Origin of the sequence: Actinacidiphila sp. bgisy160 (genome assembly GCF_965342435.1) — a bacterium.
Classification (GTDB): domain Bacteria; phylum Actinomycetota; class Actinomycetes; order Streptomycetales; family Streptomycetaceae; genus Actinacidiphila.
In genome coordinates, this window is sequence record NZ_CBDRCM010000002.1 from 126,270 (window position 1) to 149,272 (window position 23,003).

Here is a 23,003-nt window from a genome sequence, read left to right on the forward strand (position 1 = left end):
GCCGGCACATCTAGCGTCGCGCGCTCACCTGTCTGGCCAGGCTGTGACCTGAGTCACAGCAGGTGGGGGCTTCCCACAGGGTCCGGGCGACGTTGTCGACACCCCGGGACTGGCGCGGTCTGCTCGCGCAGTCCCAGCCCCGCCGCGGCGGCCGTTGCGCCAGTACCCGCCAGCCTGCGGCCCGCAGGCTCACCCCGGTCTCGCCCTCCTGCGTGTACGTCACCAGCCGCGTGTAGCCCATGGCTTGCGCGGCCCGCCAGGCCGCGCCGTACAGCATGCTGTTCGCGTTGGGGGCGCCGTCGGTGGCCGTGCGGGTGACCTCCAGCGTCTGTCGGTTGTCCAGGTGCCGGGCGACGGGCCTGCCGACCATGGCGACAGCCCGCAGCACCCCGTCGTCGTCGGCGGCCCCGACGGCGAACACCATGCCCGGCGGCGGCTTGTGGTCAGGCGGCGACGAACGCCGCGGCGTCCCGGAACCGCACCGGGACCAGGTGCAGGCGCTCACCCACCCTTCGGGCCGTTCGTCGGGGGCAGCTTGCCCGCGTCCTTCGTCGGCGCGGTGCCGTCCGGGCGGGCCACCATCGTCAGCCGGTCCGCACGGTGGGTCTCGCGGCCGCCGCCCTCCAGGCGCTCCACGCGGATGCGCTGGTTGGCGAGGGCGCCGACGACCCGCACCAGTCCGCCACCCCACAGCCGGGCGACGCCGCCCGGCTCGATGAAGCGACCCCGGGAGTCCCGGGGGTGCCGTGCCAGGTTCCACCGGGACCGGCGGGCGCTCTTGCCCTCCAGGCCCGGGCGGATGCCGTCAACGGGCCAGTAGTAGAGCCTGCAGCGGCAGTTGATTGTGAGGTGCAGGGGCGCGAGCGGGTCACCGGGGTATCGCAGGGACGCGCCCTCGATCTCGAAGGGCTGGTCGACGGGCAGCGTCTCGTCGTTCAGTGCCTCGTGGGCGGGACGTACCCGATCGTCGCCGACGGTGTGCCAGGTCCGGACGATGCCGGGGACTTCCTCCGCTGCGGCCTGTGCTGCCCCGTTGACGACCGCGGCAGCCACCTGCCGGGCCAACCCTTCGGCCAGGTCGTGCGCGGCCTCTGTACGGCCGTGTACGACCTCGGCGAGGCCGTCAACGGTGTCGGTGTGGCCCTGAGCTGCCATCACGTCGTCCGCCAGGGCGTTGAGGAACGTCCGCACGGCTTCGGCGACGGCGGCCAGCGCCGCCATGACGGCTGCTGCTGGCCCCCCTCGGCCGCGCAGTGCCTTGCCCTCGATGGCGGCCGCGCCCGACAGGGCCCGGATCGCGTCCGCGTACGCGCGCTCTGCGGCCGCCGTCACCAGCGGCGACAGGGTCGCGGTCGCTTCGGTCGCCCACCGCTCGGGGGAGATCGCCCGGTGCGCGTCCAGCGGCCCGTCACCACCCCGGGTGTCCACCCCGGGCAGGGACGTGTCCGGCTCCCAGTACCGGGTGCCCTTGCGGGCCTTGGGGGACCGCAGCCGGGCGACGGTGATGTCCGTCTGCCGGGCGAGGATCGCGTCCAGGGCGCCGGCCGCCGCGGTGGCGAGCCGTTCGACGGCCGCTTCGTCGGGGGTCCAGCCGGGATCGCGCCGCGCGGACTTGGTCTCGCGGGCCGCGCCGACGGCTGCGGCGGCCGCGCCGGGCGCGGTGGGCTGCTGGGAGGCGCGGGCCGCGGTGACGGCGGACGCGGCGGCTCCCGGGGCCTGCGAGGTGACGCCCGCGGCCCGGGCGGCATCGACGGCTGTAGCGGCCGCGCCGGGCGCGGTGGGCTGCTGGGAGGCGCGGGCTGCTGCCACGGCCTGCGCTGCCGCGCCTCCCGCGTCCCCGAGCTCCCCGCGGGCTTGGGCGACGGCCTGGGCGGCCGCGCCGCCGCCGTCCTGCCCGCTCTCGGGCGCATCGGTCGGGGGAAGTCCGCCCGGGCCGGCCCCCGGGGCACCGGGGGGAGCTCCGGGGGCGCCGCCGACACCGAGGGCGACCGCGTCTTCGGGCCGCGTCGGCACGGGCGCCTTCTGCGGGTTGAGCCAAAGGGCGCGGGTCTGCGGGTTGTCGATCGGGTCACGCCCGGCCGCCGCCCGGTACTCGTCAACGCTGATCAGCCCGGCCGACCACTCCTCGCGGAGCACCTGCAGGCGGTGACGCTGGGGCAGTTCCAGGGCTTCGACGCCGCTGGTGTCCAGGTACGGGCGCCACCCGTCGTCGTCGTCCACGTCCGGCCAGAACGCGGAGGCGATCAGGTCGTTGTGGGACGACATGGTGATCGTCCAGAACGTGTACTCGTCCTGCTCGGCGTTGTCGTAGGTCCGGCCGGAGGTGTTGCCGAACATCGACTCGGGAGTGCCGAACGCGGCCAGGATCTCGTCCTTGGAGATCTTCGACAGTTGCTCGTACGCCATGTCACGGGGCCGGGTGGCGACGTCGATGTAAGACATGCCGCCGGGGCCCATGCCGATCACGGCGAGCTCTCCGGCGCGCTCGACGCCCGGCGCGAACCGTTCCTCGATCCGGTCGAGCTGGCGCCCCGTGGCGCCCTTGAGGTCGACGCCCAGCACACCGCCGGGCCGGGCGTCGTTCCGCAAGAAGGACACGTTGTAGAGCCGCGCCAGGTGGTCCAGGTCCACAGAGATCCCGGCGGCCTCCAGCGGCGTCGTCCCCGAGAACGGATCGGTGGGGTGAGGCTCGCGGACCCACCGCACCCGCTCCGGGTCCAGCTCCCGGGTGCGCCCGTCGCGCTCGAACAGCTCGAAGTGGGAGATGTACTCCCCGCGCTGGTCAGGTATGGGCATCACCCGGTCCGGCGGCAGCAGATCCAGGCGGGTCATCGTGCCCCGCCGGGAGCGGGTCACCTCGATGAACGCGCCGCGCTTGCTGAGGAGCACCTGCGCGGACAGGCGCTTGCGGAACACGCGCCCGGTCTCCAGCGGGTTGGCCTGCCCGTTCAGCAGCCGGTACAGCGGGTGCTCGTCCATGGTCTCGTCGATCTCGCCGGGGCCGTCCCCGCGCCCGACCATGAACGGCAGGCGGGAGGAGTGCCCGGCGATCGTCTCGACGGCCTTGAAGACCCACACGCCGCGCTCGTAGCCGTCGGCGATGACCTTCTCCAGGTCCCAGCCGTCCGCGCGGCCCTCGGTGCCGTACATGCGCGACACGCCTGCGGGCACAGTCCAGCCGCCGGACCACCCCTTGGTCTCCTGCATGGCCGGCGCGACGGCGCGGCGGCGGGCCAGGGCCCGCATCGCGGGCAGCAGGGTCCGGCGGCGGGCCATCAGACGGCGCCGCTATCGCCGAGGGACAGGAACAGGCCGAGGCCGGTGAGTGCGAGGCCGACGGCGGCCCCGCCGAGCAGCGGATGGACGGCGAACGCCACGGCGGTCAGGCCTGCGACGCCGAGGACGACCAGGACCAGGCCGACGATCTCCCTGACGGGCAGCGGCGGCGTTGGCGGCGGGGGCGCGTCGGTGGCGGAAGGGATGTGAGTCACGGCGCGCAAGCTAGGAAGCGGCGCGGCTAGTGTCGCGGCGTCACCCGCGGCGGGGGGCCGGCCGACTCACGGACCGGCCCCGGGCGGTCTGCGTCAGGGGCGGCAGGTCGGATCCTGGGGCACGACCGCGATGGCCGTGTACGAGCCATCACCGTGGAACGACTGATAGATGCGGTTGCCGTGGTCGCACTTGGTGCAGGAGTTGGAGAACCCGTCGGGCATGGCGATGACCTCGCAGGGCTCCCGGTTGACCGTGCTGGCGCGCGGCGCGTCGTTGTACGGCTCCATGTACTTGGCGCAGCCCGCCAGGCCCAGTGCCAGGGTGGCGGCGGACGCGGCGGCGACTATGCGGAGACGGCGGTTCACGGGGTGGTGCCCTTCTGCAGGTGAGTGGTCAGACGGTGCCCGCGACGTACGCCTCGATGCCGCGTCGCGTGTAGGTGTGGCCCGGGATGACCCGGGCGCCCTTGGGGGGCTGGGGCGGAGGCAGGCGCTTCGCGCGGACCCGCTGGTCACCGCCGATGAGGTGCCGGTTGTCGATGAGCGCAGAGCACTCCTGGTCCGCTACGTCCTCGAAGGGACGCTTGCACGCCTTGCAGTACACCTCCAGGGCGTTGACGCGCTGCCCGCCCTCCTTGATCACGAACGATCCTCGGAAGTCGGCGTAGCGGGCAATGTTGGTCTCCACGGGCAGCTCGGCCGCGACGACCCACGCATGGTCGGCCTTCTTCGCCGGGGGAGTAGGCACGGGCGTCGGTTCCTTCCGCCGGACGGATTCGGATACACAGCCCCTGCGCTAAGCGCAACCCCCACCCATGGGGAACGACCGGCGGTCCCGGAGTGTGACAACAGCGGCCCTACCGGGGCGACAGCCCCAGACGGGTACGCAGATCGTCGGCGTCCACGACGCGCGGCCCGCCGTCGTGCAGCTGCATGGTGGGGGCGGCCGCAACACGGTCGAGCACCGCGCACGCCCGGTCCAGGCGGGCTTCCGCCTCGATCGCCACGGCCTTCTCGTGCTCGGCCACGCGGGCCATGTCGGCCAGGCCGGAGCGCAGTTCCCGCACGCGGCCGCGGAGCCGCTGCAGCGCCGCGTCCCGCTCGTCGGTGCCGTTCAGGGCGCGCAGCAGCTCCGAACGCGCGGCCCGCTCGTCCGGCGGCCCCGACTCGTGCCACCGCTCCAGCAGGTCAGCTACCCGGCCGACCGTGTCGTTGGCGCGCATCGCCTCCACCTGGGCGGCGCGCCACACCTCCACGGGCACGGCCGGTTCGGCGGCGAGCTGGGCACAGCGGGCCTCGGCGGCAATCCACCGCTCGCGCATCCGGCGGGCGCGGGCACGGGCGGAACGCCACGCCGTCAGGGATCGGTCCACCGGGGGCCTCCTCGCGGGGTTCGGGGACCAGACGGCCCCGTCCGGTGTGCTACCGGACGGGGCCGCTTGCGTCGCGTCAGACCCGGGTGCGGTGGAAGCGCTGGGACGACCGCGACGGGGTCGGGCCGCGTTGCCCCTGGTACCGGGAGCCGTATTGCTCCGAGCCGTAGGGGAATTCGGCCGGCGAGCTCAGCCGGAACAGGCAGAGCTGCCCGATCTTCATGCCGGGCCACAGCTTGATGGGGAGCGTCGCCACGTTCGACAGCTCCAGCGTCACGTGCCCGGAGAACCCGGGGTCGATGAAGCCCGCGGTCGAGTGCGTGACGAGTCCGAGCCGACCGAGGCTCGACTTCCCCTCCAGGCGCGAGGCGATGTCGTCGGGCAGCGTGATGACCTCGTACGTGGAGGCCAGTACGAACTCCCCGGGGTGGAGGATGAACGGCCCGTCGCCCTCCGGCTCCACTTCCCTGGTCAGGTCCGGCTGCTCGGCCGCCGGGTCGATGTGCGGGTACCGGTGGTTCTCGAACACCCGGAAGAAGCGGTCGAGCCGTACGTCGATGCTCGACGGCTGCACCATCGACGCGTCGAACGGGTCGATCCGCACCCGCCCGACGTCGATCTCGGCCTTGATGTCCCTGTCGGATAGAAGCACGGGGGAAGGCTCTCACGTATAACTGGCCCCCGCGCCCGCTGGCAGATCGCCTGCGGCGGGCGCGGGGGCCGGCCCTTCGGGCCGTACGCCCCAGCAGCGAAATACTGGGGCTGTCAGTCACCTTCGGCGCATGCGGCGCCGGGCTGCCCGGTCGGCCCGGCCCTGCACCTGCACCACGGGCCCGGCAGGCTCGGCGGCGGCCGCCCCGACGACCTTGACCGCGTCGAACACGTCCTTCGCCTTGTCCTTCGCGGGGCGGACGTATGCCAGCTCGGCGACGTTGGAGCCGGGCGTCCACCGGCCCGCCTCGTTGAGCTCCTTGCCTCGCACCCCGGCCTCCGCGAGGTCGGTGGCCGCGCCCGCACGGAGGCCATGCGCCGTCACCGGCCGCCCGTCGGTCTCGAGTCCGGCCTGCTCGAACCGCTTCTTCACGATGCTGTCGCACGCGGCACCGGTCAGCTTGTCGCCCCGCTTGGTGGCGTGGGCGCGCCCGGCGAGCTTGCCCTTCTTGGTCAGCGCCCGCAGCAGCGGACCCGAGGTGACGCCCTGCTCGGCGAGGTACGCCAGCCACGCCCGCATGCGCTGGACCTGCTGCAGGTCGGCGCGGTTCTTCTGGATGAGGGTCTGTTCCTCGGTCTGGTGCGTCTTGTCCTTGGCCAGCTTCACGACGATCTGGTCATCGGTGATCACCAGATCCTCGATCAGCAGCTCGGCGGGCTCGGTGCGGCGCGCCACGAACCGGTACGCGAACGCCAGGTAGGCGGCGTCACGGATGCCGATGGGCGTGGACTCGTCGCACACGTCGATCATCGCCAGCACGAACGGCAGCGTCAGCGGGAACGCCTCCCGCTTGCGGTTGGCCCGCGGGTTCTTCGCCGTCCAGCCCTTGAGGTTCTCGTTGAACATCGTGCGGTCCGGGCGCTTCCCGGGCGGCTGCCACATGCGGATGTGCGACATGTAGGCGCGGATCGACGCGGCCTTCATGCTGCGCGTGCCGTCCTTGCGGTTGGCCCGGGTCATCAGGTGAGTGCCGTACTCGGTGTACGTCGCCGTAGTGCACGGCCGGGCGACGCGGCCGTGCTCGGCGCACCAGGCCTCGAACTCCCTCACCGCGGTGGTGCGCATCCGGCGGGTGTTCTCCGCCTTGGCCTCGGCGTGCAGGTCCATCGTGGCCTGCGAGACCCGGAAGTCCTCTTCCGAGTAGCGCGGGCCCTCGCCGGCCACGGGCAGATCCTCGCCCGGGCCGACGATGGTGTGCTGATCGACCTCGTACCGCGGCGCCGGCAGGCTCTCCCGGACGGCGGGAAGCCCCGCGGGCTCCTCGTCGTCCAGGAGCTCCGCGACGATGACCTCTCCCTCTTGCTCGCTCACGCGTTCTCCCTGGTTCCGTACATGGAGCGGATCAGTTCCTCCAAAGACGGCAGGTCCAGGAGGCATCCGCAGGGCTGGAAGTGCAGGTGGGCGCCGGTCTTCGGCGGGCAGGGCTGGAACGGGCAATACCCGGTGTGGCCGGTCAGCTTGCCGGACACGGGGACGTCGCCACACACCGGGCACGGCGGCACGGCGGCAGGGTTGGGGAGCCGCGCCGAGGACAGCTCCGACCAGTCGATGCCGCCGTTCGCCGCCTCCGCGGCCCGCTGGTAGGCGTCGAACCAGGCCTTCGCCGCGCCCGGCAGGGCCGGGACGCGGCGCCCGTACTCGTCGGTCACTCGTCCGCGTCTCGCTTGAGGTACAGCGGGGAGGAGAGGCCCGGATCGAAGTCCAGGAACCACATGGTGACGGCGCGCTCGAACCTCGCGCAGGCGTTGCGGTGCTGGGCGGTGAGGTGGCCGACGTACCGGTGGGCGGCCGTGCTGTACCCGTCGGCGCCGATCGACAGGGCGTCCTTCAACATGCTGATCGCCCCCCACCAGCCGTTGAGATGGTTGGTGAACCCCTCCACGTTTGCGAGGGCCACACTCGCGCCGTGCTCGGCCACGTCGCTGAGGATCCGGTCGGCATCGAAGCCCTCGAAGGTGTCGTCGGGCATGTCGGCGACGAATTCGCGGTAGCGGTGAATCGCCTCCAACTCGGCTGCGGTGAACGGGTCGGTGCCGGACTCGTACTTGGACCAGTCGTCAATGCCGGTGTCTGCCATCGTGCTCCTTCGGTGGCGCTATTGGGTGATGTGGGTCAGTTGTCAGGGTGTTCGGGGTGGCCGGCCCACTGCTGGCCCGCTTGGCGGAACCAGGCGAGTTGCGTGCGTGCGCGGTGGGGCTGGTCGTCGGCCAATGCGGCCTCCCCGAAGCCGAACGCGTACGCGGCCTTGACCCGCAGCGGCGTGGTGATCGTGCGGCATTCCAGGCCTGCGCGGGAGTGGATCGCGTCGGCCATGGCCTCGCGCTCGTCCAGCCGGGCGGAGACGAACCCGAACCACTGGTTGAACAGGGCGCGGCTCATCTCCGGCGAGGCCGGGGGGCCGTCTTCGGAGGGGTGTTCGGGATCTTCTGACACCCCCTTAGAATAGCCTGTGATTCTCCAAATTATCACCGGTAAGGCGCACCTAACCTTGCGTTCGGGGGTGTCCGGCCGGATGTTCGATCCCGGTTCGGCGGACTGCCGGAGAGATCGGCGAAGACGCGCACCGGTGCCGGGGCAGGCGCCGGGTAACAGGGTGGCCCCCCTCCCGAGTGAGAGGGGGGCCACCGTGTGCTCGTGTGTGGATCAGCCGCCGAAGAACCGGTTCCCGGCTTCGGCCAGCGGGATGGCCACGCACGCATGGACGGCGCCGCCGAGGGCCGCGAGGGTCACCTCACGGCGATTGTTCTTGACCGCGCGGGCCACGGCTTCCACGACGGCCTTCACGAACTTGACGACATCCTTGATGCCCTTGGCGCAGGCTTTGCTGCAGGCACTACTATTGAAGCGCATTGTGGGTTTTCCATTCTCGAGTTGGATTCCTACGGCGCGCCAGAGGAGGGCAACGACCCCCAGCCAGGATTGGACCCCAGAGGCTGGACCACGGGTCTTGCTCTCCTCTTCGGCGTTCTAAGCTTACGGCTTTCGCGGCCGCGTGTTGCAATTGCGCGTAGGGCTGCGAAGGGGTAACAGCCGCCCCATGTATAGGTCGTTGTAAGGCTCACCGAATCAACCGGTCAGGAAACAGCCGACACTTGCAGTGATCCAGCACTCAGGGCCGACCAGCTTCCACCCCGCAAAAAATCTTGGAAACTACGCACACCTATGCGCATAGACGTAGCGGAGGTCCCGATGCCCGCACCGTTCCACCGCCCCGCGGCCCCTCCCCTCCCCGAGGCTCACCGCGCGGCCCTGCGCACCATCCGCGATCACGCCGTCAGTCACGCGAGCGTCCCCGGCTCCCCGGGCCGCACCCACTACCGCTATGCCGCACCGGAGCCCGGGCAGTGGCTCACCCTGCCCAAGCTCGACGTCCTGGCGCTGCTCCGCGCCGAGCTCGTACGCCACGGCGCCCGCACCCACGACCGGGGGCAGTGGACGGAGCTCGTCGGCCTGACCCTCGCCGGGGAGCGTGAGCTGCGGCGCAGCACCAAGGCCGCGGCCACCAAGCCCACTTCGGCCACTGCCAGGCCCCGCAAGGCGAAGGCGCCCCGCCCGGTCGCGGCCGCCGGCCCCGCGCCCGACGTGGACCTAGACGACCTGGTCGCCGAGTTGGCCGGCGCGGGCCGCTCGTGGGTGATGCCCGTGCCGCCGCTGCCTCTGCTCAGCTCCAACATGCGCCTGCACTGGGCGCCCGAGGCCGACCGGATAGGCGAGCTGCGCAAGACGGGGAAGGTGCTCGCCCGCAAGCACCGGCTGCCGACGCTGGCCCGGGCCCACCTGTTCTACGTCGTGCACCCGGGCCCGCGTACCCGGGACTTCGACCCGGGGAACTGGGCGCCGTCGGCGAAGGCGCTCCTTGACGGCCTGGTCGACGGCGGGGCCCTGCCGGACGACAACGCCCGGATCCTGACGGGGCCGGACCCTCGCCCGGGGGCCAGGTCTGCAACCCCCGGGGGAAGGCTGACACTCGTCCTGACAGAACTGGTCGCGTGAGCCGGTTATACGCGGGAAAGCCTGGAGGGCCCGTCACCGGGATGGTGGCGGGCCCTCCAGCGTGCAGCGCGGGTCACGGAGTCCAGTAGTCCGGGTCGGCCGGTCCGATGCCGGGCCCGCCGTCGATGTTGTCGAAGGTTCTGCCGTAGCTGCAGAGCACTTCGGCTTCGTGGTAGTACGGCCCTTCGGGGCTGGGGGCGGGGTCTCCAGCGTTCATCAAGCGCGAGAGGGCGCAGCGTTCCATGGCGGCGTCGTACTCGGGGCCCTCACTGGGGTAGTCCGGGACGACGGAGACGTTCGCGGGCTCGCCGTGGGCGCCGAGAGTGCCAACGCCGAAGGCAAGCAAGCCGACGACGCTGGCACCGATGACGACCGGGAGTATCTGGGCACGGTTGAGCATGAATCCCCCCCTGGGATCTGCTGGCAGGCGGTCAGGCTACGGCTTGCGCAGCAGGTCGGCCAGGAGGTGCACGGCGCCGTCTGCCGCCCCGGGAGGGCTCGTGGTCGCCACCTCCACCAGCAGGAGCACCTGCGCACCCGGGCTGTCCGGCCGGTACACGAGCACCCCACGGAGCTGATCCTTCGGGATCTCGACCGGGAAGTGCCGGTATCCCGCCTGATGGAGGCCTTCGGAGATGGCTTCCGCCACGTGGCGGCCGGTGCGCTGGGCGCCAACGGCTTCGCGTAGATCCCGGACGTTCAGCACCGCGTATCCGGCGCCGTCATTGACGGCGGCCTCGACCTTCGTAAGGTCCATGTCCTCCCCCTTCGGTGGCGCTACGCGCCGAGTAGCTGCTGCATGACGAACCCGGCGTGGCCGTGCGTGGCGGCCGCCTTCTCCTCGTCGCTGTAGATCGGGGCGTCGCCCCAAGAGACCCGGCCCCGGTCGACGCGGGCCCGGACCCTGGCCGCCCACGCGTCGTACTCGGCGGGCGGCATGCCGGCCAGCCGCAGCAGCTCGTCGGCGTGGCACGCCTGATCCGGTCGGCACGTGCAGGCGACGTCCTTGCCCCGCAGCTCCGGCACGCTGACAAGGATCCGCTCGCGCCGCCGGTCGGCCTCATCGGTCGGGGCGTTGGTCCGGTCCCCGGCCAGCCACATGCGGAAGTTGGCGGCCGCCGCGGCGTGCGGGTCGACGTCTCGCATCTCCCGCATGACCGCGATCGTGCACGCGTTGGCGAACCGGCTGGACCCGCTGACGATGACGGCGCCGTTCGGGTTGGTGGTGGCGTCCGCCAGCCGCCAGCCCTTCGTGCGGCCGCGCTGGATCCGGGCGGGCACCGCCAGGGTCGTCGCCGTCACCGGACGGTCCAGCCGCGAAGCGCCAGAGCGATCTCCTTCACGGTGACCCGGCCGGCTGCCGTGTCGCGGACGAGGACCGCAGCCTCCTTGGGCGGGTAGTTCAGGCTGCGGCCCTGCAGGGTCAGGAACCCGACGGTGCTGACCCATGCGAACTGCAGGTTCGAGTGCTCCAGGCAGGGAATCCGCGCGAGCTCGTGCATGAGCGCGGCCGCCTTGAGGTGATCAGAGCCGTAGCAGTCGCGCCCCATGGCGCTGGAGTGGACGCGGGCGACCGCGGCGTACAGCACGCCCAGTTCGTGGACCTGCGGGTCGCCGTCGATCTGCTCGGCGACGTGCAGCAGGAACGGCACGTCGATGCTTTGGGTCACGCGGCGTTCCCGTGGCCAGCCTCGGCGCGGTCCAGCTCGGCCAGGCGCCGCTCTGCGGCCAGGGCGGCGGCGTGCCGGTCGCTGTCGGGCACGTTGTCGCCGAGCTCGGCGAAGGCCTCGCGGGTGTACTCCATGGCTTCGCGGGCGGCCTCGAGGAAAACGCGCTCGACGGCCGTGGCGCGTTCGTAGGCGGCCGACAGCACGTACTCCTGCATGCTCATGTCGGCGGCCTTGGCGGCCGCGGCGATGGCGTCGTACTGCTCCGCGTTGGGGAACCGGAGGCTCATGGCCTTCTTCTCGGATGCCTTCATGGTGGCAACGGTACCACTGGTGTCATCCGTTTGGGGAGGGGATCCGGCGGGCCGGCTTGCCGGTCCCGTTTCACGCCCGGCCACCGCCGCGCCGCGCCCGTCCGCCGGCCCCGCCGCCCAGGTGTTGTTGATGTTCGTCTAGTTGAAGTTCTTCTAGTTACTAGGTGTTGCGCTAGAGCGTCAGTCGGACTTGCGCTAGAGCGCAACATGCAAGTTGCGGTAGAGCGCAAGTCGCCGTGTTGCGCTAGAGCGCAAGTTGTCTCCGGCAGAAAAACCCCAGGTCAGAGGCTTTTCGTCGTTGAGTCGCGCGGAATTCCCAGTCTTGTGTCACACCTGGCGGGCCTCCGACGTTCCCCCTCATTGCAAGGCACCACCACCCCAGCCGCACGGAGGCCCCTGGTGCGAGACACCGAGCCGAATACGCAGACATTCGGCACCCGCCGAACCCCTGCCAGTCCCGCTGTCGGGCAGGCTCGGCAGATCGTGGAAGAGGCTCTGCTGCCGCTCTACCTCGCCGACGCCGAGCGCATCGAGCTGGCCCGCACCATCGCCGAGGCCCTGGTGCGACCGGCCGAGGACGAGATCCGCGCCCTGCGCACCGAGCTCACCGAGCTGCAGCGCAACACCGCGGGCCAGGCGGACCTGATGGCCCGCGCCCGGGCCGTCCTGGAGCGGGTCGCCGCGCACATCCGGCTGGATTCCCGCGAGTGGGACGCCAACCGCAACGACGCCTGGCTCTACGGGGCGCTGGTGGGCTGGAGCGAGGACGGTCGGCCCGTCGGCATGGACGACGACCCGATGATGCTCGAGGCCGTAGGGGCCCGGCACCGCTGGTCCCTCGCCCGCATCCAGAACCTGCGCTTCTGCGCGGCCGTGGTCCGCCAGATCCGGGGCGAGAACGACCCGCCCGCCGCCCCGGCCCGCCAGGTCGTGCCGACCGCTCCCGCTCCCGGCTCCCCGCCGGATGGCTTGACCGCCGTACTCGAAGCCACCCACGTGCACGGCCCCGTTCGCATGCCCGCCTTCTCCTTCGCCAAGGGATTCTGAGATGACCACTTCGGCTGACGCCTCCCACATCACCGACGCCGAGCTCGACGCGCTGTTCGCCACCGTCGGCCGCCTCACCACGCGTATCAACCAGCTGGAGGCGACGACCGGCAAGACCGCCGAGTCGGCCGCCGTCAGGGAGGTGCTGGAGCGGATCGTCCCGAAGGACGGGACCACGCCCATGGTCTGCATCTGCGGGAAGACGTTCGATGCGACGGGCAAGGGCCGGCCGCGCGTCTACTGCTCCAAGTCGTGCAGGCACAAGGCCTACAGGAACCGCCGGGATGCGGGACTGCAGGAGGCCGAGGCCGAGGTGCGGGAGCTCCGCGTGGTCGAGGACGAGCCCGTGACCGAGCCCGTGGTCGAGGTGGCAGCCGAGGTGGAGCCGGAGCCGCAGGAGGAGCCGGAGGACGCGCCCGAGGCCGAGCCCCAGGCGGCGGCTCCCCGCCGTACGCGTGCCCCGCGCGGCCCGGAGTGGCTGACCGTCGAGCAGGCCGCGGTCGCCTGCGACACGAGCGTCACCAACATGTACCGCTGGATCAACGAGGGCACCGGCCCGAAGGTCGAGAAGGTCGGCACGTCCAACCGCGGCATGCGCATCCACATCCGGGACCTCGCCCGCTGGCGCAAGACCCGCATCTTCCCCAAGCCGCGCAAGCGCCGCCAGGCCCAGGCTGCCGACGCGGCCTGACGACAGGCGATAGAGTGACGGCGGCCGGGCCTGAGAACCCGGCCGCCGCTACGCTGCGCCCGTGACGAAGAAGAAGCCGGTCCGCAAGGGCCTCGCCGTGTGCGCGATCTGCCGGAAGCCCACGGGCGGGCAGCGGACCGCGAAGGCCGCGTCTGGAAAGACGTGCCATGAGCGGTGTCTGCAGCAAGCGAAGAACGCCGGCACCCGGAGTACGGCCCCGGCTCCGGTCGTCCGCACATGGGACACCAGGGCAGCCGAGCGGGAATTCGCGCGCAACAAGGGCCAGGTGGACAGCGGAGAGACCTTCCGGGGGCAGGCGCGGTCAACCTGGCGAGTGGGCGGCACGCCGTCCAGCGCAGGCGAAATCGGTCGAAGCCGTTGACTCCAAAGCGATGAACGACCCTGAACCGGCCCCCACGGGGGCCGGTTCTTTGCTTCCCGTCACGCCCTGGCCGACGCCCCACTCCGAGCCCAAGCCGGGGGCGTCTGGCTGTGCTTGGGCCTGACCGCGACCCCCCACGCCGCCAGGTCGCGGGTGCGCCACAGGAAGCTGGACTTCTCCCGCCACAGGGCCGCACTCACCGCGTCCAGGTGCAACATGAGCTCCCCGCCGTCGTACGCCCACGCCTGCCAACCGGACAGGCCACCGCGCCGGTTGACGTACCGGGCGACCTGACCCCGCGTGCGCTCGCCGTGCCGCACGAGCCACAGCCGGCGTTCCTCGTCACCGTCGCGCTGCACCAGCGACCACCCGTCGCCGAGCCGCGCCGACATGTCCACGGTGCGCACCGCAGGCCGGGCAAGGTCGCGCTCGAACTTCGCCGTGCGGACGGCGGTCGCGGCCGCGCACCGCGCGCACCGCAGGTTCAGCGGCGTCCGGACCCGGGCGCGCCCGTTCCATTCGCCGCCGGCGATCTGCCAGCCCCGCGCCTCCATGTGCGCGCGCAGCTCCTCGCCGAGTACTTCGGACTCCAGGCGCGGCTCCTGGCCGTCCGGGCCCGTCGCCCTGGTCCCGCACCACGGGCACCGGGGCACGTAGTAGGTCACCCGGTCGAAGCTCATGTCGGCCCCTGGTTGCGGCGCGGCTTGGGTCCGCCGCCTTTGCCCTGTGCCTTGGGGTGGGTGTCGAAGTAGCGGTCGACGGCGTCGGCCGGCCAGCGGGGCCGGGTGCTCCCGGGCACCAACACCGCCTCGGGGAAGTCCGGGTCGTTGGCGATCCGGTCATGGACCCCCTGGCGGCTCCAGCCTCGTCGCTCCGCGATCTGCGGGACCGTCAGCAAGGCGACCTCCTCCTCGGGTTGGCGTCGCATTTCCATGGCACCACCATCCCTCAATCCTCTTGACCGCGTCCAGAGGATCGCCGTAGGTTGGACCCAACACAAACGAAAAAAGCCCCGACGCGGTGAGCCAACACCGCGCCGAGGCACCCCCGGTGAGCCAACACCGGGAACAGCTCAGCCCTCGCCTGCCAAAGCCGAAAGGGCCGAACAATGCACGATCGTAGCTGCGCGGGTAGCACCGCGCCCCATCCCGCACGCCGCACCGCCTTCGTCCGCGACACCACCAGCCCCGACCGCGCCCGCATCGCCGTCGACCACGCGCCCGCGCCGGTCCGGTCCGGAGCGTGGGACCAGCACCTCGCCCCCCTCGGCGGTGCCCGATGAAGGAAACCGTGACCGCCCTGTTCTGGGGCCTCGTCGAGTGGATGCTCGCCATGGCCCTCGGCTGGTGCGCCGCCGTCGAAGGCGGCCTCAGCCTCGGCCGCACCGTCACCCTCGCGGGCGTCGGCTTCCTCGTCGTGCACTTCGTCATCCGCCCCAAGGACAACCGCGGCGGCCGTCGCCCCGCCGGCCGCCGCAAGAGCTGAGAGAGGAAACCGTGAGCGAGACGCCCCAGTTGGAGAAGCTGCTCGGTGCAGCGCACTGGCAGAGGCGCGGAGGCCTGCTCCTGCAGGACTACCCCGACGCCGCTGCCGACCCCGTGACGCTGCCCGCGCCCGCGCCCGCTCCGGTGGCCGCGCTCGCCGTCGACCCCGCCCCGGTAGTCGAGGCGGCCCCCGCCCCCGCCCCTGCACCCGAGCCCGAGCCCGCCCCGGTGGCCGCGCCCGCCGTCGACCCCGCCCCTGCGCCGCAGCCCGAGCCCGTATCCGCACCTGCGGACGACGCGGACCAGGACGCGGACCAGGACGACGACGGCGAGCCGGCCACCAAGGACGTGCCGCCGCTCGGCAAGGGCGAGAAGTTCATGGCCTTCGCGGTCGTCGTCATGGCGACCGGCGTCAGCGTCCTCGGCCTGCTCTCCTCCTTCGAGGCCCTGAGCACCAAGGCCGAAGCCGAGTGGGGGTGGGCACACCCGTGGATGCTGCCGCTCGGTCTCGACCTGGCCATCCCCGCCTTCACGCTCGCGCGCCTGCTGCTCATCCGCCTGGACCTCCACGTGCCCGCGTGGCTGACGTGGATTCCGCGCCTCCTGACCGCCGCCACGATCTACCTCAACTGGAACGTCACCGACTCCCTGCCCGGCCGCGCCGGACACGCCTTCCTGACGCTCCTGTGGGTCGTGTTCTCCGAGATCGCCAGCAGCATCTACGCCACCCGCATCGGCGCCATCACCGGCCGCCGCATGGACCGGATCCGCACCTCCCGCTGGTTCATGGCGCCTGTCGCCACGGCGGCCATCCGCCGCCGCATGATCCTGTGGGAGGTCACCTCCTACGCCGACGCCTTGAAGCGCGAGCGGAACCGCCTCCTGGTGCGTGCCGAACTGCGCTCCCTGTACGGCCGTGGATGGCGCCGCGTGGCGCCCGCCAAGATCTGCGTTCTGGCCCGCCTTGGCGAGCTGGAGCCGGGCGCCGCGACGGCGGCCGCCGAACACGCCACGACTGATCTGTCCGGCCTCACGGCGGGGTGCGACGCCACCGCCATCGACCCCACCACCGAGCCCGCCACGGACGACGCCGAAAGCGCCGCCCGGGAGCGGACCCACATGGCGCTGTTCGGGCGCCGCCCGCCGGAGCTCAAGGCGCCCGCCGAGAACGCCGCCGAAGGCGCCTCGGGAGACGCCGCAGGAGGCGCCACGGGCGGCCGTGGAAGCGCCGCCGCGGCGGACGCCAAGGCGCCCCGTGTGAACGCTCAGGTGGAGCCCTCAAAGCGCCCCCGTGGCGCCGCCAAGGACGGCACCGGAAAGCGCCCCGCCCCGCTCCCGAAGCGCTCCACCGCGGAGGAGCAGGAAGCGGGTCGGGAGATCATCCGTGGCGTCTTCCGGAGCCTCGGTCGCGAGCCCCGCGAGAAGGAGATGACCGACGCCTTGAAGGCGGAGGGCCACCCCTCCACCTCCCGCTCCTACGCCAACGCGCGGCGCCTGGAGATCCGGGAGGAAGACGAGTTCAAGACCTACCCCGGCCCTCAGTAGCGGGCCCCGCCCCGTGCCCGGCGCAAGCCGGAAGCACTCCCCATAGAGCCGGTTATACGCAAACCCCCAGGTAGGAGGCCCGCAATGGCGTACAAGAAGCAGCAGGAGCGCGAGACGCGCCGGCAGCAGGCCGCCGCCGAGCGGTGGTCCGCCCGGCTCAACGCCGCCGAGACCCCGTGGGACCGGGTCGCCGTCACCTACGACCGCATCCGCGCCCAGGTCGCCAAGCTCCCGCCGGAGAAGCGCGACCGGGCGGCCGCGGCGGTCGAGCGGGCGCTGCAGACCGCGACCGCCGAATTCCTCGGCGGGTGACCGTCCGTGAATCCGCAATCCGATCCGCAGTCCAATCCGCACCGCGGATCGGACCACGTCAGGGACCTACACGCCTGGGCGCGCCTGCGCGCGTAACGCGCGCGAGGGTAGCCCCGGCCGTCACCCACCGCAACCACCAAGGAGCCCCGAAATGAACGACGTTCGCCCCCTCCAGCCCCTGCAGCCGACCGCCGTGAACCTGTCTGCCGAGGCCCCGGCCGCCCACCTGGGCGCCCTGCACCTGGTCCCCACCACGGTGCTGCTGCCCAACGGGCAGACCGTCACCGGCTACGCGCAGGCCGCGCCGCCGCAGCCCGACCCCGCCGCCGTGGCGGTCGCGTCCAGGTCGGTCGTCTCCGGGTTCCTGCTGAACTTCTGCCTCGCCGGGGTCGGCTTCCTCGCGTTCGCGGCCGGCCTGCACCTGGCGGCCGCGTTCGTCTCCGCCCTGGCCGACCTGATCTCGCAGCTCATGTTGCTCGCGGCGGTCCTCTTCGGCGCCTTCGTCTTCGTGCAGATGGCCACGGCCTTCCGCTCCCGGGGCGGCGGCGGCAACCGGACGAACATCCGCATCAAGAAGGCCGTCATCAAGCGCAACAAGTTCAGCGCGTGATCCCCCGACCCGCCCAGTTAGGGCCCGACCGATGAGGTGGCATGAAGTGGTTGAACTCCTGATTCTCGGGTGGCTGGCCTGGCAGATGGCCAACGGCTCCAGCTCCGGCGGATCGTCGGGCGGCTCCAAGGCAGCGAGCCCCAAGGCCAAGGCCCCCGTGGCGGCCGCCAAGCGGGAGTCCCTGGCCGCGCAGTGGCGGGCCACCCCCGTGAAGAAGGGCAGCCCCACCAACCGGGCCGGGGCGGTGACCGGCAAGGCGGCCGCCTACCTCACCCGCGCAGGCCTCGGCCACGTGAAGGCCTTCACCGAGGGGTGGGGGGCGAGCTGGAAGGAAGCCGCCTCCGTCCTGTGGGAGCGCAAGGACGAGCTCGACCCCGAGGACGACGACGAGGACGAGACCCCCAACCCGGAACCCGATCCGCCGAAGCCGACACCGCCCCCGCCGCCCCCAAAGCCGACCGGAGGTAAGGCGCCGGCCCCGCCCGAGAAGCCGACGGTGGCGGCGCGACCCGTCAGGAAGCCCGCCCCCGCCCCGACCCCGGCACCCGCCCGGGACACCGGACTCCCGCCCAGCACCCACCCGTACCCGGCCAAGCCCCTGCGCCTGGTCCAGCCCGACGAAAGGAAACCCCCCACCATGAGCGGCACTCTCACCGGAGAAGCGACGAACTTCGACAGCGCCCGGGAGCAGCTCGGGGCCGTCGCCGACACCGCCCTGGCCGACCTGGAGATCGCCACCGGGGACGCCACCCGCTCCAGCAACCGCGCCACCGCGCTGGACGACCTGGCCGCAGGGATGGCCGCGCTCAAGGTGGACCCCGAGACCGTGCGCGACGCGCATGCCGTCGCCGAGGCCGCCATCGCGTTCGCCGAGGCCCAGGAGGCCGCTCGCGCGGCCGCCGAAGCGGTCTTCACGGCCGCGAACGTCGCCCGGGAGAACCTGCAGCGCCGCTACGGAAACCTCGTGGAGGCCGCGGCCGCCGCGCCCGCCATCCCCGACGCGGAGTTCATCACCAGCCACTGAGCGGACGGGGCCGGTGTTCCCGCACCGGCCCCGCCCCGGCCCCGGCCACCCAACTTCCCCACCGTGCAGCAGCAGAGAAAGGCACCGCGACCATGGCACTCCTTGACCGTGCCGAGCCCATGATGACGGACGACGAAGCGGACAAGCTGATCGCCCTTTACAACCGGCTCGGCGAGCAGCGGGCGGCGGCGCGGCGGCGTGCGGAGCGGTGGAAGCGTCTGCCCCTCGTGGTGCGCGGTTCGATCCGCACGGGCCGCTTCGTCGTCCGGCACCGCCGCCCCCTGGCCCCGTTCCTCACCACCGCTGGCACCCTCACCACCGCGCAGGCCCTGCAGATCCAGGGGGGTTGGCCGGCCGCCCTCGGCCTGGCCGCCGCCGCTGCCCCCGAGCTCGCGCTTCGGCTGCGCCGCCGGGCGATCCGCCGCCGCAAGGGCGCCCGCTGGCCCGAGCGGGCAGGCCGCGCCATGCTGCGCCGCCGTGTCCTGACCGCGTGGGGGCGGCTCTACACCTCCGCCGTGTACGCCGCAGTGTTCGGCTGGCTGCTGGTGTCCGCCGCCACCGGGCAGGTACTCCCGCCGCCGGGGGGACTCGAGGGTCTGGGCGTCGCCATAGGCTCCGGCGCGGTTCTCGGCGCGCCGTGGTGGTGGCACCTGGCCCGCCGCCGCCCCGAGCCGGAGGCGCCGCTTGGCGAGCACCTGCAGATCTGGCTGGAGTTCGTGGCCTGCCAGGGCGGTGCGCTGCCCGACTCCGGACTGCACAACCTGCTGATCAGCAACAACGACAACTGGGGCGCCGACATCGAGCTGCCCCGCGGCAAGGGCACCGCGACCGCCGCCATGACCACACAGATCCAGGAGCGAATCGCGTCCGCCTACGGCGTGCCGGCCGTGTCGGTGAACATCGACCGGCACCCGTCCGGCAACGAGCAGTGGGCGCACATCGAGGTGTACGAGCGGAACCCGCTGCAGGAGGTGAAGGAGTGGGAGGGCCCGCACCTGCTGGACCCGAACACCGGCATCGCCCCCATCGCCGTGCACCCCGACGGCCAGTTTGTCGACTACCGGATGTGGCGCCCCGGATCCGGCCCCGTCCACGACCTGTTCGTCGGCTCCACCGACTCCGGCAAGTCCCGACTGACGGAGATGTGCCTGGCCTACGAGCGGCACACCCCGCACATGGTGAGCTGGGTCATCGACCCGCAGCACGGGCAGTCGCTCCCGGACTGGCAGAACGCCGTCGACCTGTTCGCCGGGGACGTGACCGAAGGCCTGTACGCGATGCGTGACGCGGTGGACTTCATGTACGACCGCAACCGCCGCCTGGCCGACTGGGAGTGGGTGGACGACAAGGGCCGCGAGCGGCGCGGCGTGGCGGCGTTCGACCCCGTGAAGCTGGGGCTGCCCATCCTGTCCGTGACGATGGAGGAGGCCGCCGCCGTCTTCGCCGCCTACAAGGAGGTCGTCGTCCTGGCGGAGCGGTTCGCCACCATGGCCCGCAAGTGCGGCGGCAAGCTGCGCATCGTCATGCAGAACCCGTCCCTGGGCAACCTGGGCGGCTCCAACACCCTGCGGGAGCAGCTCGCCGCCGGGAACGTCGTCGTGATGCGCACGGGCGGCCGCATGTCCGGTCAGCTCGCCCTGCAGGGCTCGATGCCGGTCGAGCCCCACAAGATCCCCAAGCAGTGGCCCAACGGAGACAGCACCGCAGGCCTGGCGTACGCGAGCGTGGGCAGCGCCCGCGCCACGCTGGCGCGCACGTTCCTGTGCGTCGACCCGTTCCACTGGGCGTCGACCGGCGAGACCACCACGTTCAACGCCACCGAGGCCGCGCGGCTCGGCGACGGGTGGCGGCACTGGCGTCAGCGCCGCGACGACCGGAAGGCCGGCCGCCCGGTCACCGAGCCCGGCGCGGGCAAGGCCGCTGCCGAGACGGCAGCGCAGGGCGTGGCCAAGACCGAGGCCGCCGCGGCGGCCGCCGAGACGGCCGTCCCCCGCTCGTCCTCGCGGGCCGACATCCTGGCGCACCTGCGGGCCAACGGGCGGTGCACCAACCAGCAGATCATCAACGCACTCGGCATGAAGTCGACCACGGTGAACAGCTCCCTCACCCGCATGGAGGAGGACGGCCAGGTCCGCCGCGTCGAGAAGGGAGTGTGGGAGGCCGCGATGGCGTCCGCCGCCGTAGCCTGAGCACGCTTCACCCCTCCTAGAGCGGCCCCGCACCTCTTGCCGGTGTGCGGGGCCGCTCTGCGTTCACGTGCGGGTTCCGGCGGCCGCCGTCTACCCTGACCCGCATGCCTGCACAGCCCACCCCACCCAGTGCCGCCCTGGACACCCTGCAGTCCGTGGTGGCCCAGATGACCGCCGGACTCGACAACGGCGACGCGGTCGGCAAGCAAGTCCGCTGGGTGGCGGGGATGCTCGGCAGGGCCCTGGAGCGGCACCCCGACCAGTTCCCGCCCGACGCCGCCGACGACCTGGCGGTGCTCCTGTCGACGCCATCCGCCCTCGCCTTCCTGGACCTGGCCCGGGCCGGGGAGCTCCGCCGCCGTACCGGCCGCGCCCAGCACGGCCCGTCATCGGACGCGTCCGTGGACATGGCCGCCACCCGCCTTCGGGACATCACCCGCGCCGCAGGCCTGCCGCCGCTCGACCTGCCCGCCCGGCCCGCCGAGTCGCAGTCCCCGGTCAACCCCGTCGTGCCCGCCCAGCCGCGCGCCCTGCTGCTGCGCCACCTGGAAGCGGCCGCCGACCACTGGGAGGCCGGCCCCGAGGCCGTTCGGCTCCTGGCCATGCTCGGCCTGGTCCTCGATACCGGCGCCCGCTCCGGCGAGCTCGGCGCGCTCACCCTCCACGACGTGGACGCGAAGGCCGGGACCGTGCGCATCACCCGCCGCCCCCAGCACCGCGTGCGCGCCATGCCGCCCGTGGTCGAGACGATCGCCCTGTCGAAGCCCACCATCGCCGCCGTGCGCCGCTGGCTGGAGGTACGCGCGGACCTGGTCACCCACCTCCAGGGCTCCGACCACGGCGCCCTGTGGGTGTCGGTCCGCCCCGGCCACAACGAGCACCCCGACAACACCACCAGCCCGCGCCCCGTCGGCAGTCCCCTCATGGCCCGGGGCGTACTCCGCTCCTTCGAGCGGGGCATCGTCCGCCTCAACCTCGGCATGGCCGGATTCCCCGGCTGGGAGCCGCTGTCGACGCGCATGGAGCAACTGCGGCGCGCCATCGAGCTGGAGGCGCCACCCGGCGGAGAAGGCGGCCCAGCGCGCGCAGTGCGACCCCGCCCCTGAGCCATCCCCCCTGGCTGTGGCATGATCCGCCGCCATGACGATGATCAAGCCGGGGGGCGTCGTCGTAGTCGCCGCCGCCCTCATAGCCACACTCGCCGCGTGCGACAGCACACCGCCGGCCGCAGCCAAGCCCGCCGCCACCGCGAAGGCCTCGCCGAGCGGGCCGACCGTGCAAGGCGCGGCCGACGCGCTGCAGGGGATCCTCAAGCCCTGCCCGCCGCAGCACCCTGACGGGGCGTGCGAGGACATGCTGCAGAAGACGTACCACGCGATGTTGGCCGTACGGACGGCCATGGAGGCCGACCCGTCGGGCCGCGACTACTCCGGCGCGTACACGATCATCGACCACACCAAGGAGTGGGCGGGGAACGTGCCCTACCTAGACCAGGTGCCGTTGGCGCGCACCGCCGTTCTGCAGGACGCGCAGCAGCTCCTGGACTGGATCGCCGCGCACCCGGCCTGACCACCGCCGCACACAGCAGGGCCCCCGGCGCAGCACGGCTGCCGGGGGCCCAACTACTAATCTGGGACGAACTGGTAGCTCAGTAGTAGTTCTGGGAGTTCGGGCGGTCCGCCGTCACTCGTCGTCGTGGCCGTCCAGGATCGTCTCTGCGCGCTCGCGGCCGCGGGCGACGGCGTCCGCCTTGGGGCCGGGGCCCGGCAGTTCGACGTCGGGGCGGGCGAGAAGGTGCAGCAGTTGGCGCGCCATCCCCGGCACGCTGCGGGTCATGTACGCCTGCTGGAGGGCGATCGTCCCCCCGGGGGGATAAGCCAGGACGGACGCCAGGGCCTCCCGCATGAGCTCGCGGTCGTTGTGGCGCTGCTCGGACACGGCCTTCGAGATCGCCTTGTCACTGACGCCCAGCTCGGCCGCCACGGTGGCGGCGCTCGCGCCCGGGCGGAGCGTGGCGTCGTAGACGGCGGCGCGGCGCACTTCGGCGATGGCGGCCTGGAGCTCGGGGATCTTCCGGGAGAGGAGGTCGTCGCAGGCGAAGGCGCGCGCGACTGGGTCCGTGATGCCGGGCAGCACCTGGAGGGCGTTGCCGGGGGTTATCTCTGTCAT

33 protein-coding genes are annotated in these 23,003 nt (G+C 72.4%); 13 read left to right on the forward strand and 20 right to left on the reverse strand.

Going from position 1 to position 23,003, the window contains the following annotated elements; all coding sequences use genetic code 11:
• Positions 1-10: 10 nt before the first annotated feature.
• From ACRWNP_RS03130 to ACRWNP_RS03185, 12 genes are all read right to left on the reverse strand, one after another.
• Positions 11-424, reverse strand: coding sequence for an XF1762 family protein (locus tag ACRWNP_RS03130; protein WP_431959321.1), 414 nt, complete (start codon positions 422-424; stop codon positions 11-13).
• A gap of 77 nt (positions 425-501) precedes the next feature.
• On the reverse strand, positions 502-3,276 hold the full coding sequence (locus ACRWNP_RS03135; RefSeq protein WP_431959322.1) for a phage portal protein: 2,775 nt from the start codon (positions 3,274-3,276) through the stop codon (positions 502-504).
• Positions 3,276-3,491 carry a hypothetical protein gene (locus tag ACRWNP_RS03140; protein WP_431959323.1) on the reverse strand — a complete coding sequence of 72 codons (216 nt, stop codon included), beginning with the start codon at positions 3,489-3,491 and terminating at the stop codon, positions 3,276-3,278. Before ACRWNP_RS03140 ends, ACRWNP_RS03135 begins: the two co-directional genes overlap by 1 nt.
• Before the next feature lie 93 nt (positions 3,492-3,584).
• Positions 3,585-3,857 (reverse strand): hypothetical protein, encoded by a 273-nt coding sequence (locus ACRWNP_RS03145; RefSeq protein WP_431959324.1) that lies wholly within the window; start codon positions 3,855-3,857, stop codon positions 3,585-3,587.
• Between the two features lie 28 nt (positions 3,858-3,885).
• On the reverse strand, positions 3,886-4,239 hold the full coding sequence (locus tag ACRWNP_RS03150; protein WP_431959325.1) for a hypothetical protein: 354 nt from the start codon (positions 4,237-4,239) through the stop codon (positions 3,886-3,888).
• Between the two features lie 109 nt (positions 4,240-4,348).
• Positions 4,349-4,864 (reverse strand): hypothetical protein, encoded by a 516-nt coding sequence (locus tag ACRWNP_RS03155; protein ID WP_431959326.1) that lies wholly within the window; start codon positions 4,862-4,864, stop codon positions 4,349-4,351.
• A 76-nt stretch (positions 4,865-4,940) separates the two neighbouring features.
• Entirely contained in the window at positions 4,941-5,516 is a 576-nt protein-coding gene (gene dcd / locus ACRWNP_RS03160) for a dCTP deaminase (protein WP_431959327.1), read from the reverse strand.
• 117 nt (positions 5,517-5,633) lie between these two features.
• A complete protein-coding gene (locus ACRWNP_RS03165) occupies positions 5,634-6,887 on the reverse strand; it encodes a tyrosine-type recombinase/integrase (RefSeq protein WP_431959328.1) in 1,254 nt (417 codons plus the stop codon).
• Positions 6,884-7,225, reverse strand: coding sequence for a hypothetical protein (locus ACRWNP_RS03170; RefSeq protein WP_431959329.1), 342 nt, complete (start codon positions 7,223-7,225; stop codon positions 6,884-6,886). Before ACRWNP_RS03170 ends, ACRWNP_RS03165 begins: the two co-directional genes overlap by 4 nt.
• Complete coding sequence (locus ACRWNP_RS03175; protein ID WP_431959330.1) at positions 7,222-7,653, reverse strand: hypothetical protein; 432 nt, start codon at positions 7,651-7,653, stop codon at positions 7,222-7,224. Before ACRWNP_RS03175 ends, ACRWNP_RS03170 begins: the two co-directional genes overlap by 4 nt.
• 35 nt (positions 7,654-7,688) lie before the next feature.
• The gene (locus ACRWNP_RS03180) at positions 7,689-8,009 is read right to left on the reverse strand and encodes a hypothetical protein (RefSeq protein WP_431959331.1); all 321 of its coding nucleotides are present in this window, start codon (positions 8,007-8,009) and stop codon (positions 7,689-7,691) included.
• A 210-nt stretch (positions 8,010-8,219) separates the two neighbouring features.
• Positions 8,220-8,426: a hypothetical protein gene (locus tag ACRWNP_RS03185; protein WP_431959332.1), complete on the reverse strand. Its 207-nt coding sequence runs from the start codon at positions 8,424-8,426 to the stop codon at positions 8,220-8,222.
• Between the two features lie 339 nt (positions 8,427-8,765).
• Between ACRWNP_RS03185 and ACRWNP_RS03190 the strand changes: the two genes are divergently transcribed.
• Positions 8,766-9,569, forward strand: a complete 804-nt coding sequence (locus ACRWNP_RS03190; RefSeq protein WP_431959333.1) for a hypothetical protein — start codon at positions 8,766-8,768, stop codon at positions 9,567-9,569.
• A gap of 73 nt (positions 9,570-9,642) precedes the next feature.
• Here the strand turns inward: ACRWNP_RS03190 and ACRWNP_RS03195 are convergent, their stop codons facing one another.
• From ACRWNP_RS03195 to ACRWNP_RS03215, 5 genes are read right to left on the reverse strand one after another with little or no spacing between them, the layout of a single operon-like run.
• Positions 9,643-9,969: a hypothetical protein gene (locus ACRWNP_RS03195; RefSeq protein ID WP_431959334.1), complete on the reverse strand. Its 327-nt coding sequence runs from the start codon at positions 9,967-9,969 to the stop codon at positions 9,643-9,645.
• 36 nt (positions 9,970-10,005) lie between these two features.
• Entirely contained in the window at positions 10,006-10,326 is a 321-nt protein-coding gene (locus tag ACRWNP_RS03200) for a hypothetical protein (RefSeq protein WP_431959335.1), read from the reverse strand.
• 20 nt (positions 10,327-10,346) lie between these two features.
• A complete protein-coding gene (locus ACRWNP_RS03205; protein WP_431959336.1) occupies positions 10,347-10,871 on the reverse strand; it encodes a DUF4326 domain-containing protein in 525 nt (174 codons plus the stop codon).
• A complete protein-coding gene (locus ACRWNP_RS03210; protein ID WP_431959337.1) occupies positions 10,868-11,239 on the reverse strand; it encodes a fic family toxin-antitoxin system, toxin component in 372 nt (123 codons plus the stop codon). The genes ACRWNP_RS03205 and ACRWNP_RS03210 overlap by 4 nt, the downstream gene beginning before the upstream one ends.
• Positions 11,236-11,550 (reverse strand): hypothetical protein, encoded by a 315-nt coding sequence (locus ACRWNP_RS03215; protein ID WP_431959338.1) that lies wholly within the window; start codon positions 11,548-11,550, stop codon positions 11,236-11,238. The genes ACRWNP_RS03210 and ACRWNP_RS03215 overlap by 4 nt, the downstream gene beginning before the upstream one ends.
• Before the next feature lie 483 nt (positions 11,551-12,033).
• On the opposite strand from ACRWNP_RS03215, the gene ACRWNP_RS03220 reads away from it, so the two are divergent.
• From ACRWNP_RS03220 to ACRWNP_RS03230, 3 genes are all read left to right on the forward strand, one after another.
• Entirely contained in the window at positions 12,034-12,597 is a 564-nt protein-coding gene (locus ACRWNP_RS03220; protein WP_431959339.1) for a hypothetical protein, read from the forward strand.
• 1 nt (position 12,598) lies between these two features.
• On the forward strand, positions 12,599-13,288 hold the full coding sequence (locus tag ACRWNP_RS03225; RefSeq protein WP_431959340.1) for a helix-turn-helix domain-containing protein: 690 nt from the start codon (positions 12,599-12,601) through the stop codon (positions 13,286-13,288).
• 61 nt (positions 13,289-13,349) lie between these two features.
• Complete coding sequence (locus tag ACRWNP_RS03230) at positions 13,350-13,670, forward strand: hypothetical protein (protein WP_431959341.1); 321 nt, start codon at positions 13,350-13,352, stop codon at positions 13,668-13,670.
• A 59-nt stretch (positions 13,671-13,729) separates the two neighbouring features.
• On the opposite strand, the gene ACRWNP_RS03235 is transcribed toward ACRWNP_RS03230, so the two are convergent.
• On the reverse strand, positions 13,730-14,350 hold the full coding sequence (locus ACRWNP_RS03235; protein ID WP_431959342.1) for a hypothetical protein: 621 nt from the start codon (positions 14,348-14,350) through the stop codon (positions 13,730-13,732).
• A complete protein-coding gene (locus ACRWNP_RS03240) occupies positions 14,347-14,598 on the reverse strand; it encodes a helix-turn-helix transcriptional regulator (protein ID WP_431959343.1) in 252 nt (83 codons plus the stop codon). The genes ACRWNP_RS03235 and ACRWNP_RS03240 overlap by 4 nt, the downstream gene beginning before the upstream one ends.
• Positions 14,599-14,778: 180 nt before the next feature.
• On the opposite strand from ACRWNP_RS03240, the gene ACRWNP_RS03245 reads away from it, so the two are divergent.
• The 9 genes from ACRWNP_RS03245 (at position 14,779) to ACRWNP_RS03285 (ending at position 22,403) form a co-directional block, all read left to right on the forward strand.
• Positions 14,779-14,952, forward strand: a complete 174-nt coding sequence (locus ACRWNP_RS03245) for a hypothetical protein (protein WP_431959344.1) — start codon at positions 14,779-14,781, stop codon at positions 14,950-14,952.
• 8 nt (positions 14,953-14,960) lie between these two features.
• On the forward strand, positions 14,961-15,155 hold the full coding sequence (locus tag ACRWNP_RS03250) for a hypothetical protein (protein WP_431959345.1): 195 nt from the start codon (positions 14,961-14,963) through the stop codon (positions 15,153-15,155).
• An 11-nt stretch (positions 15,156-15,166) separates the two neighbouring features.
• The gene (locus ACRWNP_RS03255; RefSeq protein WP_431959346.1) at positions 15,167-16,699 is read left to right on the forward strand and encodes a DUF2637 domain-containing protein; all 1,533 of its coding nucleotides are present in this window, start codon (positions 15,167-15,169) and stop codon (positions 16,697-16,699) included.
• 84 nt (positions 16,700-16,783) lie between these two features.
• Complete coding sequence (locus ACRWNP_RS03260) at positions 16,784-17,011, forward strand: hypothetical protein (protein WP_431959347.1); 228 nt, start codon at positions 16,784-16,786, stop codon at positions 17,009-17,011.
• Positions 17,012-17,162: 151 nt separating this feature from the next.
• The gene (locus tag ACRWNP_RS03265; RefSeq protein WP_431959348.1) at positions 17,163-17,621 is read left to right on the forward strand and encodes a hypothetical protein; all 459 of its coding nucleotides are present in this window, start codon (positions 17,163-17,165) and stop codon (positions 17,619-17,621) included.
• Positions 17,622-17,667: 46 nt separating this feature from the next.
• Complete coding sequence (locus tag ACRWNP_RS03270) at positions 17,668-18,645, forward strand: hypothetical protein (protein WP_431959349.1); 978 nt, start codon at positions 17,668-17,670, stop codon at positions 18,643-18,645.
• Positions 18,646-18,737: 92 nt separating this feature from the next.
• Complete coding sequence (locus ACRWNP_RS03275; RefSeq protein WP_431959350.1) at positions 18,738-20,834, forward strand: winged helix-turn-helix domain-containing protein; 2,097 nt, start codon at positions 18,738-18,740, stop codon at positions 20,832-20,834.
• A gap of 104 nt (positions 20,835-20,938) precedes the next feature.
• The gene (locus tag ACRWNP_RS03280; protein WP_431959351.1) at positions 20,939-21,940 is read left to right on the forward strand and encodes a tyrosine-type recombinase/integrase; all 1,002 of its coding nucleotides are present in this window, start codon (positions 20,939-20,941) and stop codon (positions 21,938-21,940) included.
• Positions 21,941-21,974: 34 nt separating this feature from the next.
• The gene (locus ACRWNP_RS03285) at positions 21,975-22,403 is read left to right on the forward strand and encodes a hypothetical protein (RefSeq protein ID WP_431959352.1); all 429 of its coding nucleotides are present in this window, start codon (positions 21,975-21,977) and stop codon (positions 22,401-22,403) included.
• Between the two features lie 114 nt (positions 22,404-22,517).
• Here ACRWNP_RS03285 and ACRWNP_RS03290 read toward each other — a convergent pair whose 3' ends face one another.
• A complete protein-coding gene (locus ACRWNP_RS03290; RefSeq protein ID WP_431959353.1) occupies positions 22,518-23,003 on the reverse strand; it encodes a hypothetical protein in 486 nt (161 codons plus the stop codon).

Bases quoted from the DNA above. Each gene is read 5' to 3' on its own strand.
- ACRWNP_RS03130 (WP_431959321.1), bottom strand. From the start codon at position 424: ATGGTGTTCGCCGTCGGGGCCGCCGACGACGACGGGGTGCTGCGGGCT.
- ACRWNP_RS03135 (WP_431959322.1), bottom strand. From the start codon at position 3,276: ATGGCCCGCCGCCGGACCCTGCTGCCCGCGATGCGGGCCCTGGCCCGC.
- ACRWNP_RS03175 (WP_431959330.1), bottom strand. From the start codon at position 7,653: ATGGCAGACACCGGCATTGACGACTGGTCCAAGTACGAGTCCGGCACC.
- ACRWNP_RS03185 (WP_431959332.1), bottom strand. From the start codon at position 8,426: ATGCGCTTCAATAGTAGTGCCTGCAGCAAAGCCTGCGCCAAGGGCATC.
- ACRWNP_RS03190 (WP_431959333.1), top strand. From the start codon at position 8,766: ATGCCCGCACCGTTCCACCGCCCCGCGGCCCCTCCCCTCCCCGAGGCT.
- ACRWNP_RS03195 (WP_431959334.1), bottom strand. From the start codon at position 9,969: ATGCTCAACCGTGCCCAGATACTCCCGGTCGTCATCGGTGCCAGCGTC.
- ACRWNP_RS03200 (WP_431959335.1), bottom strand. From the start codon at position 10,326: ATGGACCTTACGAAGGTCGAGGCCGCCGTCAATGACGGCGCCGGATAC.
- ACRWNP_RS03215 (WP_431959338.1), bottom strand. From the start codon at position 11,550: ATGAAGGCATCCGAGAAGAAGGCCATGAGCCTCCGGTTCCCCAACGCG.
- ACRWNP_RS03225 (WP_431959340.1), top strand. From the start codon at position 12,599: ATGACCACTTCGGCTGACGCCTCCCACATCACCGACGCCGAGCTCGAC.
- ACRWNP_RS03235 (WP_431959342.1), bottom strand. From the start codon at position 14,350: ATGAGCTTCGACCGGGTGACCTACTACGTGCCCCGGTGCCCGTGGTGC.
- ACRWNP_RS03240 (WP_431959343.1), bottom strand. From the start codon at position 14,598: ATGCGACGCCAACCCGAGGAGGAGGTCGCCTTGCTGACGGTCCCGCAG.
- ACRWNP_RS03245 (WP_431959344.1), top strand. From the start codon at position 14,779: ATGCACGATCGTAGCTGCGCGGGTAGCACCGCGCCCCATCCCGCACGC.
- ACRWNP_RS03260 (WP_431959347.1), top strand. From the start codon at position 16,784: ATGGCGTACAAGAAGCAGCAGGAGCGCGAGACGCGCCGGCAGCAGGCC.
- ACRWNP_RS03265 (WP_431959348.1), top strand. From the start codon at position 17,163: ATGAACGACGTTCGCCCCCTCCAGCCCCTGCAGCCGACCGCCGTGAAC.
- ACRWNP_RS03275 (WP_431959350.1), top strand. From the start codon at position 18,738: ATGGCACTCCTTGACCGTGCCGAGCCCATGATGACGGACGACGAAGCG.
- ACRWNP_RS03280 (WP_431959351.1), top strand. From the start codon at position 20,939: ATGCCTGCACAGCCCACCCCACCCAGTGCCGCCCTGGACACCCTGCAG.
- ACRWNP_RS03285 (WP_431959352.1), top strand. From the start codon at position 21,975: ATGACGATGATCAAGCCGGGGGGCGTCGTCGTAGTCGCCGCCGCCCTC.
- ACRWNP_RS03290 (WP_431959353.1), bottom strand. From the start codon at position 23,003: ATGACAGAGATAACCCCCGGCAACGCCCTCCAGGTGCTGCCCGGCATC.